Source organism: Mesobacillus persicus (genome assembly GCF_900109925.1).
GTDB lineage: Bacteria > Bacillota > Bacilli > Bacillales > Cytobacillaceae > Mesobacillus_B > Mesobacillus_B persicus.
Window position 1 is genome coordinate 16,221 of the sequence record NZ_FOBW01000028.1, and the last position, 9,309, is coordinate 25,529.

The 9,309-nt window shown below is 42.0% G+C and carries 9 protein-coding genes and 1 pseudogene; 5 read left to right on the plus strand and 5 right to left on the minus strand.

Translation table 11 applies throughout. The annotated features are described in order from the left end of the window. The 5 genes and pseudogenes from BMX30_RS23730 to BMX30_RS22290 all read right to left on the minus strand — a co-directional run. Positions 1-446, minus strand: a pseudogene (locus BMX30_RS23730) (hypothetical protein); the annotation flags it as partial. Positions 447-752: 306 nt separating this feature from the next. After that, positions 753-1,193 (minus strand): DUF2269 family protein, encoded by a 441-nt coding sequence (locus BMX30_RS22275; RefSeq protein ID WP_090750455.1) that lies wholly within the window; start codon positions 1,191-1,193, stop codon positions 753-755. A gap of 10 nt (positions 1,194-1,203) precedes the next feature. Then, positions 1,204-1,554 carry an ASCH domain-containing protein gene (locus BMX30_RS22280; protein WP_090750457.1) on the minus strand — a complete coding sequence of 117 codons (351 nt, stop codon included), beginning with the start codon at positions 1,552-1,554 and terminating at the stop codon, positions 1,204-1,206. A 136-nt stretch (positions 1,555-1,690) separates the two neighbouring features. Continuing rightward, a complete protein-coding gene (locus tag BMX30_RS22285) occupies positions 1,691-2,512 on the minus strand; it encodes an ABC transporter ATP-binding protein (protein WP_090750460.1) in 822 nt (273 codons plus the stop codon). Between the two features lie 234 nt (positions 2,513-2,746). After that, positions 2,747-3,709, minus strand: a complete 963-nt coding sequence (locus BMX30_RS22290; RefSeq protein WP_244532696.1) for an iron-hydroxamate ABC transporter substrate-binding protein — start codon at positions 3,707-3,709, stop codon at positions 2,747-2,749. Between the two features lie 122 nt (positions 3,710-3,831). On the opposite strand from BMX30_RS22290, the gene BMX30_RS22295 reads away from it, so the two are divergent. The 5 genes from BMX30_RS22295 to BMX30_RS23735 all read left to right on the plus strand — a co-directional run bounded on the left by BMX30_RS22295 (position 3,832) and on the right by BMX30_RS23735 (position 8,817). Continuing rightward, positions 3,832-4,845: a FecCD family ABC transporter permease gene (locus BMX30_RS22295; protein WP_090750462.1), complete on the plus strand. Its 1,014-nt coding sequence runs from the start codon at positions 3,832-3,834 to the stop codon at positions 4,843-4,845. Continuing rightward, positions 4,845-5,867, plus strand: coding sequence for a FecCD family ABC transporter permease (locus BMX30_RS22300; RefSeq protein ID WP_090750464.1), 1,023 nt, complete (start codon positions 4,845-4,847; stop codon positions 5,865-5,867). The genes BMX30_RS22295 and BMX30_RS22300 overlap by 1 nt, the downstream gene beginning before the upstream one ends. Positions 5,868-5,900: 33 nt before the next feature. Continuing rightward, positions 5,901-7,295, plus strand: a complete 1,395-nt coding sequence (locus BMX30_RS22305; protein ID WP_090750466.1) for a M14 family zinc carboxypeptidase — start codon at positions 5,901-5,903, stop codon at positions 7,293-7,295. Positions 7,296-7,347: 52 nt separating this feature from the next. Next, positions 7,348-7,980, plus strand: a complete 633-nt coding sequence (locus BMX30_RS22310) for a pyridoxamine 5'-phosphate oxidase family protein (protein ID WP_090750468.1) — start codon at positions 7,348-7,350, stop codon at positions 7,978-7,980. Between the two features lie 276 nt (positions 7,981-8,256). After that, positions 8,257-8,817: a CueP family metal-binding protein gene (locus BMX30_RS23735; RefSeq protein WP_170843978.1), complete on the plus strand. Its 561-nt coding sequence runs from the start codon at positions 8,257-8,259 to the stop codon at positions 8,815-8,817. Positions 8,818-9,309: the final 492 nt, after the last annotated feature.

The window sequence follows — 9,309 nt, forward strand, 5'->3', positions numbered from 1 at the left end:
AAGTTAGGGTATCCTGGATAAGCTCCGCCATTATTCGGCCCCGGAAGCGGTCCTTCAAAGTTTGGATATCCTGGGGAGATCCCTCCATTGTTCGGTCCGGGAAGCGGTCCTTCAAAGTTTGGATATTCTGGGTAACCTCCGCCATTGTTTGGTCCCGGAAGCGGCCCTTCAAAGTTTGGATATCCTGGATAAGCTCCGCCATTATTCGGTCCCGGAAGCGGCCCTTCAAAGTTTGGATATCCTGGATAAGCTCCGCCATTATTCGGCCCCGGAAGCGGTCCTTCAAAGTTTGGGTATCCTGGGAAAGCTCCACCGTTGTTTGGTCCAGGGTAGCCAGGTAAGTAGTTTGGATTAGTAAAGTGAGGTGAATGATTGCCGGGATAAGGTGTTCCTGGGAATTGTCGGTATTGGCCTGTTATTAATGGAAAGTGATGATTCATGAACATTTCTTTGCCTCCTAATGAAGTATGCTCAATAGTCTATGCATGAGGTTCATCCCTGTGCCCGCCCAAACAAAAGTGTTTAAACTAAGTTTGCATGCAATGCTCTTTTCTCTTAATACAAAGCTAGATTGCGGTAAAAACATAGCCATATCAATCCTATTTCATCTCCATAAGCAACAAAGTTTGAGAAAAGCGCCTAAATAAAAAAACGCATGGATTGGGTCCATGCGTTTCATGCGCTATTCTATTTCTATAAAACTAGTCATTTTCATTGGTACCTGAAAATAATGCGAGATTTTAGTAACCATCTTACCATAACGGCGGTTTCACGACCATAAACCATAGCATTGCGGATAAAAGTATAATATAAATCCAGGTGGTGCGGTTTAATTTGGCAATTAGTATTGCTTTATCTTGTCCATCTTCTGCCAATTTCTGCAGAGTGGGTGAAAAGGCTCGTGCCAGGAAAAATAGAGAGGCGAACATAATCACCAGGGTCATAATGATCCACGGAGTCTGCCATGTCCATGGCCCTAAAAGGACCAATAGCACGCCAGAACCAACTAAAACATGCCCGGAGTGTTTGGAGAGCCAGACAGCAAACCTGAAAATGTCAAGATAGGCTGCTAGCTTTTCTCCAGTTGAAGCCTTAAGTTTTTTTATAACCGGCACGAGAATGAAAAATGGGCCAATTGAAACGATGGCACTTAGTACGTGCAGGTAGATGATGAAGCGATATGAAAAATCCATAACAGGGCTGTTACTCAGTTACAGCGCTGAACTCATGTACCCAGACTCTCATTTGTGGAAGCCAAGGCATACCAGGATGGTAAGCTAAGATTGATTGCTTATAGTCTTCAACAGTCTCAAAGCCTTCCTGTTTTGCATGCTCATCCGTTAGCTCACCCAATGATTGCGAGTAGACGCGCTCAACCTTGAATTTCTTATCCTCAAGGACCATGATTTCGCCAACATCAGCGTATCTGCCATTTCGGCGAGTAGCAGTCTTTTTGCCTTCAAGTACTTTTTTCACGTCCTCCGGCATTGTCACTAGACGTTCAATCGAACAAGTCTTTGGCGGTAATGTGTTTTGTGTTTCGTTGTTGCTCATAATAGGAAACCCCTTTCAAATATAACTGTTATTAATGTACCATAAAAATCAGGATAATAGTAGAAAACAAAGGGACGGTTCTCTTGCTTCCTTGACACGGAGTGTCGTGGAAGCAAGAGAACCGTCCCTTTGCTGCTTATATTGCCGCACGTTTCTTTTGATTGGCACCCACTGAGCGTCCTTTGCCGTGTGGTACACATACGGGAGTACCAAAAATTGGATCGCAAGAGATGTTGCATTTCATTTGGAAAACGTCGTGGACCAACTCACAAGTGATGATGTCCTCGGGTGTTCCTTGTGCATAAATCTTTTTGTCTTTTACTGCCACCATATGATGGGCATATCGACTTGCTAGGTTTAAATCGTGTAATACCATAACCACGGTATGGCCTTTTTGCTCGTTTAAGTCAAACAATAAATCGAGAATCTCAATTTGATGAGTCATGTCTAAATAGGTGGTAGGCTCATCTAATAAGATGATATCTGTTTGTTGTGCCAAGGTTAACGCAATCCAGGCACGCTGGCGCTGACCACCTGATAATGAATCGACCGCCCGATCTTGTAAGTGAAGAATGTTCGTTGATTCTAGTGCTTGCTGAACGGCATCTTCATCTTCTTTTGTCCACTGTTTCATGATTGATCGGTGTGGATGTCTGCCTTGCTTGACAAGCTCATAAACCGTCAACCCTTCAGGTGTTACCGGACTTTGTGGCAAAATCGCAAGCTTTTTAGCAATTTCTTTCGTTTTCATCTTGGCAATTTCCTCACCATTTAAGAGAACATTTCCGCTCTTAGGTTTGAGTAATCGTGCCAAAGAACGTAACAATGTCGATTTCCCACAACCATTCCCGCCGATTAAAACGGTAATTTCCCCTTTAGGAATCTCTATATCTAAACCATCTATGATAACTGTTTCACCGTAACCTAATGTTAAATCCTTTGCTGATAGTGAATGCATTGGAATCTCCCCTTTGTTGTGCGTATAGAAAACACACCTGTATAGCCGAAATGTATACCATTATTGTATTGGCTTTCAAACCTGCAGTCAATGATAACAGTTTTCATTTAAAGAAATAGACACATTTACAAAGGGAGAATAAAAAAAACTGTCCCAAAATCATTTTGGAGACAGTTTTTTTGCTACTCAAGCCTGAAAGAGTTTAGGATTGAAATTGACAGGGAGTGATAATGATTATTCTCCCAGAACACTTAATACATCATCAATCGTTTGCTGTGAAGCGATTAGGCCTTTATTTGTCCAGTTGCTAGGATCGTTAATAATGTGAACATTTCCATTTTTAGCAGCTGGTGTGCTCTGCCATACAGAGCTGTTTTCTAATGTTTGAATTCCTTGTTCACCTTCTAAAGCTAAAAGAATGACATGGTCCGCATCCAGTTCAGATAGTTTTTCAACGGAAATCGGGTTCCAGGCTGCAGCGGCAACCCCTAGTTCTTCAATAAGTGTTGGCTGGTTGACACCTAATTCAGAATAAAGTACTTCTGCACTATGACGATTTTGTTCAAACAAGTAGAATTGATCCCCAGCCGTCCAAATGACAGCTACGGTTTCATCACCAAGAGTTTCTGACAATTGGTCATGGGCACTTGAAACTTTTTCCTCGTAGTCAGCTAACACTTTTTGTGCCTCGTCTTCTTTGCCAAGAATGATTCCAAAAGTTTCAATTTGTTTACGCCAGTCAGCTACCATTTCTTCTGTCATTAAGTAAGTAGCTGCAATTTTATTATAATCTTCGTAAGTTCCCTCGTAACTATCCATATTGTTTTGTAAAATAATAAGGTCTGGCGTATGATTCAGGACTTGCTCTAATGGAAGATTCCATTCAATTCCCGGTACATCCTTTAAGTCTGCCTCTAAGTAATCTTGAACCATTTGGCCAATGGACCACTTTGCAACCGGGGTAACACCTAGTGCCAATAAAGCATCTTCATGGTATGGAGCCATAATTTTTTCGGCATTCGCTGGTAGGGTCACTTCACCCATTGCGGAATCTAGTACAACTTCTGTATTATTAGCCTCACCCTCTGTTTCAGTTTCAGGGGATGTATCTTCATTTCCACATGCAGAGATAATAAGTACTAAAGCAAAAGTGACAATAGTGATAAAAAGTCGATGAAATTTCATATTCGTTTTCATAGGTAAGTCTCCTTCTATGTTATAATTTCACGATTAATGATAATCATTTTCAATTACATAGTCAATTAGATCCGTTATTCTTATATGACAGTTTTAAGAACTTTGCAGAACAGGAGAGAGAAATGCGATCATTTATTCATCATTCGAACATCTCAAAAATCATCATTCATATTTTAACCATCCTTGCTTTAATTGTTGCAATTGGCCTTTCAGTTTCTTATGGATCCACCAAAATTGAATTTGCAACTGTATGGCAAGCTGTTTTTCATTTCAATCCAGAGCTGACCTCTCATCAGGTAGTCCAAGAATTACGTTTGCCTCGGGCCGTTTCAGCTGCCTTTGTTGGTGCGTTTTTAGCAGTATCTGGCGCAATCATGCAAGGGATGACTCGAAATCCATTAGCCTCTCCTTCGATTATGGGGGTAACAGATGGGGCCGCGTTTGCCCTCGTGTTAATGCTAGCGTTTGCTCCTGGTATATCAAACATGGGATTAATCGGATCGTCTTTTGTGGGGGCAGGAATCGCCGTTGCCCTTGTTTTTATGATTGGTTCCTTTTCTGCTAGTGGTCTAACGCCGGTAAAATTAGCTTTAGCAGGTGTGGCAATTGGCACGATGTTACGCTCCGTGTCTTCAATTATTTCCCTCCATTTTAATTTGGAAAAAGAAATGGGCTTTTGGCTTGCAGGGGGCCTAGATGGGACGAGTTGGACATCTGTTCAGATCTTATTAATTTCAGGTGGAGTTGGGTTGCTACTCGCCTTATCGATTTCGAAATCGATCACTTTGCTCAGCTTAGGTGAAGACATTGCCACAGGATTAGGGCAGAACAACTTTTTGATAAAAATCCTCGGGATTGTTGCGATCTTAATTCTCACAGGTGCAGCCGTTTCAATTGCTGGTGCTGTCGGGTTTGTCGGACTCATTGTTCCCCATATTACAAGATTTATTATCGGAACGGATTATCGCTGGATCATTCCGACATCGGTCCTGTTTGGGGCGTTGTTACTCGTTTTATCCGATGTTGTATCTAGACTGGTCAATGCTCCCTTTGAAACACCTGTGGGAGCGATTACCTCCCTTATTGGAGTTCCATTCTTCCTGTATTTAGCTCGCGGTAGCGGAGGTGGAAAATAATGAATCTAGCTGAAGCGAAGAAAAAGAAAAAATTATTGTCCGTAATGGTGTTATTGTTCGCTTTGATTGTGGTAATGTTCTTTGTCAGCTTAAGTACAGGTGTTATCAAAATCGCACCTGGTGATGTGATAAAAACACTCTTTAACCAAGGGACGGATCGGCAGGAGCTTGTACTGTTTGACTTCCGTTTGCCGGGGATTTTGTTGGCGTTGCTTATTGGCGCGGGACTAGCTGTTTCTGGTGTCATCTTGCAAGGAATCACGCAAAATGAGCTTGCGGATCCTGGGATTTTGGGAATCAATACAGGGGCTGGCCTTGCAGTCGTGTTGTTTCTTTACTTTTTTAAAAATCAACTTGATCCCACTAGTTCGTTTTCAATTTTTATCATGCCGGTTGCGGCCTTAGTTGGAGCGGTTGTTGCAGCGGTCATTATCTATGCCTTAGCGTGGAAAAAGGGGGTAAACCCGATTCGACTCGTTTTGGTTGGGATCGGTGTCAATGCAGGATTTGCTGCTTTTCTGACGATTTTTCAATTAAAAATGGATCCGCAAGACTTTCGCCAAGCGACCGTCTGGCTGACCGGGGATATCTGGAACGCCAGTTGGAACATGGTGTTCGCTTTAGTACCGTGGATGTTGGTGTTAATTCCAATCGCCCTTCATAAAGCTCCTTCCTTAAATGTGATGAATTTAGGAGATGAGGTAGCCTCTGGTTTGGGTACCTCGGTTGAAAGCGAAAGACGGTTCTTATTATTTATTGCTGTTGCCCTAGCTGGTGCATCCGTTGCCGCAGGTGGGGGGATTGCCTTTTTAGGCTTGGTGATTCCTCATATTGCTCGAAAAATCATGGGGCCGTTGCATCAATATATTATTCCGGTCTCAACGCTTTTAGGAGCCTTGTTGCTAATGGTGTCGGATACGATTGGGAAGAATTTATTAGCGCCAACCGAGATTCCTGTTGGGATCATTGTTTCGCTTTTAAGTGCACCTTATTTTGTTTATTTACTAATGAAGACAAAGTAAAAAATACTTGTCGAACTGAAAGGAAAATTACCCATGAATTTTCAATCGATAGTGGATCAAGTTCCTGATTACAAAGCTTTTCTAACGGTAGATGAACTAGATGAAAGCAGTCGGAAGCTAGCTGAAGAGTACCCAGACATTGTCACCGTTTTTGAAGCTGGTCAATCGCGCGAGGGTCATACAATTTTAGGGATAAAAATAGGGAATGGACCGAAGAATGCGTTATGCTTCGCTTGCCCACACCCGAATGAACCAATTGGAGCGATGACATTAGAGTACTTTTCTCGTGCACTAGCAGAAAACGATGAGTTGCGGGAAGGACTCGGCTTCACTTGGTATTTGATTAAATGTATTGACCCTGATGGTGTTCGTCTGAATGAAAATTGGTTTAAAGGTCCGTTCAATGTCTATACGTATACAAAAAATTATTACCGCCCCATTGGGTATGAACAGGTGGAATGGACGTTTCCGATTGATTATAAAGAGCTCCATTTTCATAAACCACTTCCCGAAACAGAGGCATTAATGAAATTAATCCAAGAGACGAAACCTGATTTTATGTATTCGCTCCATAATGCCGGGTTTGGTGGGACGTATTGGTACCTCTCGCAGGATCTGCCGGAGGTGTATGACTCTCTTAGGAATTCTGCCGTTAAACAAGAGATTCCCTTGAATTTAGGAGAACCAGAGGAACCGTTTATTACGAAGTTTTCACCCGCGATTTTTAAAACAATGAATATTGGTGATGCCTACGATTTCACGGAGAAATTCACTGGTGAGGCGCCAAATTTTAAAAATGGTACATCGAGTTCAGACTATGCATCGACAGTTACAAACTGTATCACTCTGCTAACGGAACTTCCTTATTTCTTTGATTCGCGAATCGAGGATATGAGTGAGAGTGACATGACACGACAAGAGGCGATTTTGAAAAATGTTGAATTATCTAAAGCTCACTTTTCTCGCCTTGATGAGTTATTGAATGAAGTTCGAACCTTTGTTACCAACAAGAACCCATTTGTTAAACTTGTCGAAGAAGTCATCCAATATGTTCGCGATGGAAGTGAAGCCAAGGTGAAATGGGCCGAGAGCAATCCCGAATTTGAAAAGCCAGCAACTATCGCAGAGGTGTTCGATAACCTTTATGCGGCCAAGTTCTATAACGGCCTGTACCTAGGGTTAACGGTCCGAACATGTGAATATGAAATCGAACGACTACAAGAACAAGAAACTAGAGATGAAACTGCCGTTCGCACACTAAAGGAGACTCACGAAAAAGCGGAGAAATTCTTAAAGGACTATTGCGACGCGCTCGAAAGCGAGCTCGACTATTCATTTATCCCCATCCAAAAACTCGTGCGCATCCAAGTAGAAAGCGGCTTAATTGTCGCCAATTACATTGGGGACGGTTCTCTTGCTTCCTTATAGGAAGCAAGAGAACCGTCCCTCTGCTTAAAAGAATCCCAAGGAGATGTTGGTAATGACTAGTACATGGAGAGAGAAAATTGAAACCGAGGATGAATTACGTTCGATTATGGGGGAGCAGAGTGAGCTGGTTAGGAGAAAGGTGATTTCTTATTTAGACGAGCATTGTCAGGATTTCATTTCTCGCTCCCCGTTTCTTGTCATCTCGACTTCGGATGACTCAGGTTATAGTGATGTTTCCCCTCGTGGAGATCAACCGGGGTTTGCTCTTGTTCTAGATGATAAGCATCTTGTGATTCCAGAGCGACCAGGGAATAAACGAATGGATACGATGCGAAATATTCTCTCAAACCCTCATGTAGGGCTGTTGTTTTTGATTCCCGGTTTAGGAGAGACGTTAAGAGTAAATGGCAAAGCCTCCTTGGTGAAGGATGAAGTTCTTCTTGAGCGCATGGCTGTGAAAGGAAAAAAACCTTTGATTGGAATTGCCATTGAAGTAGAGGAATGCTTTATCCATTGTGCCAAAGCGATGAAGCGGTCAGGCTTATGGGAACCAGAAACATGGAGTGAAAAGGGATCATTGCCAAACTCAGCAAAGATTCTCTTAGCGCACACGAAACTTCCAAACAAAACTGAAAAAGAATTGAACGAAGAACTGCAGGAAGATTATAGGACAGAACTCTATTAAGGAAGCGTAGTTTTTATGCTTCCGTCCCTTCCTTTAAAATCATTGATTGGACGGTTGAGTAGTAGCTATTGTTATCACAGACTCCCAAAAGGTTTCTAATGGGTGGGTCACTTATTTAGTGGATAGTTTACTAGGTAGCCAACGAAAAAATGATAGTTATATTTCATAGAAATATGTTAAAATATTAGTGTGGTTGTGAATTAATGCACATAATTACAATGAATAGAATTGTATAATAAAAGAGCCTTAAATAGAATGAGATAGCAGGTGATGATAATGAAAAAGACAATCTTTGTTGCCATTGGTTTGACTGCCTCAATGTTATTGTCGGCATGTGGTGCAAACGACGAAAGTGAAAGTAACGGTACAACAGGTGAAAATAACGTGGCAACAGAAAATGAAACGCTAGACATTAAGCAATTGGTAAACGATTATAGTGTTAAAAATCTAGAAGCTCAGAGCGCTTCCATCAATTCTCATCAACTTGTTGTAAAAAATGGCGATGATCAACAGGAAACGTATGACTTACCTGAAGACGAATTTTTTGTGTCAATCGCCCCGTTTATCGATCAAACCCATCCTTGACAAACTCATAGCTTGACAGGTTGTCAAGGCGAATTGGTAGAAGAAGAGTTTGACGTATTAATTGAAGACGAAGAAGGCAATGTTATTGTAGACGAAACTTTAACCTCTCTAGCCAACGGTTTTATCGATTTATGGCTACCGAGAGACAAGAATTACCAGGTAACCATCACACAAGATGGAAAATCAGCAGAATTAGAGATGTCCACCTTTGAAGGCGACGACACATGCATTACAACCATGCAGTTAACTTAGAACAACTACTAAATTAAATAAACAATTAGAAAAAGCTCAGTTATTGAAAACTGAGCTATTTTTTGTAGACAAAAGGGATTTTGACATAAGATTACCCTAGGAGTAAATTTGTGAAAAACCTGTTGATTGGAGTGGAAGGCGCGCAGACTCCTGGAGCGACCGAGCATAGGTCGTAATATATAGCGGGTGGGATTCCCGTCGAGAAAGAATTAGCCATTCACTCGTAGCGAGTCTTGGAGGGCAGGTGGTAACACTCTGCTTTTAAGCGTAGACAGCTAGGTAATGGGCCGTAAGCCGTTAGGTTGAAGGGATTGAGCTTCGAAATTTCGCGTTAGTTGGGAAGGCCGATGCACTCAGGAGTGTAGAAGGCAATATTGTTATTCTCGTAAATGGCGAGAGAATAACAACTTCCTCGGAGTCGGTGACCATGGCACGTTACACACTGATATATTACGGCAACTCGGGAGAACCTTTAGGTCTTAACCTTAATTA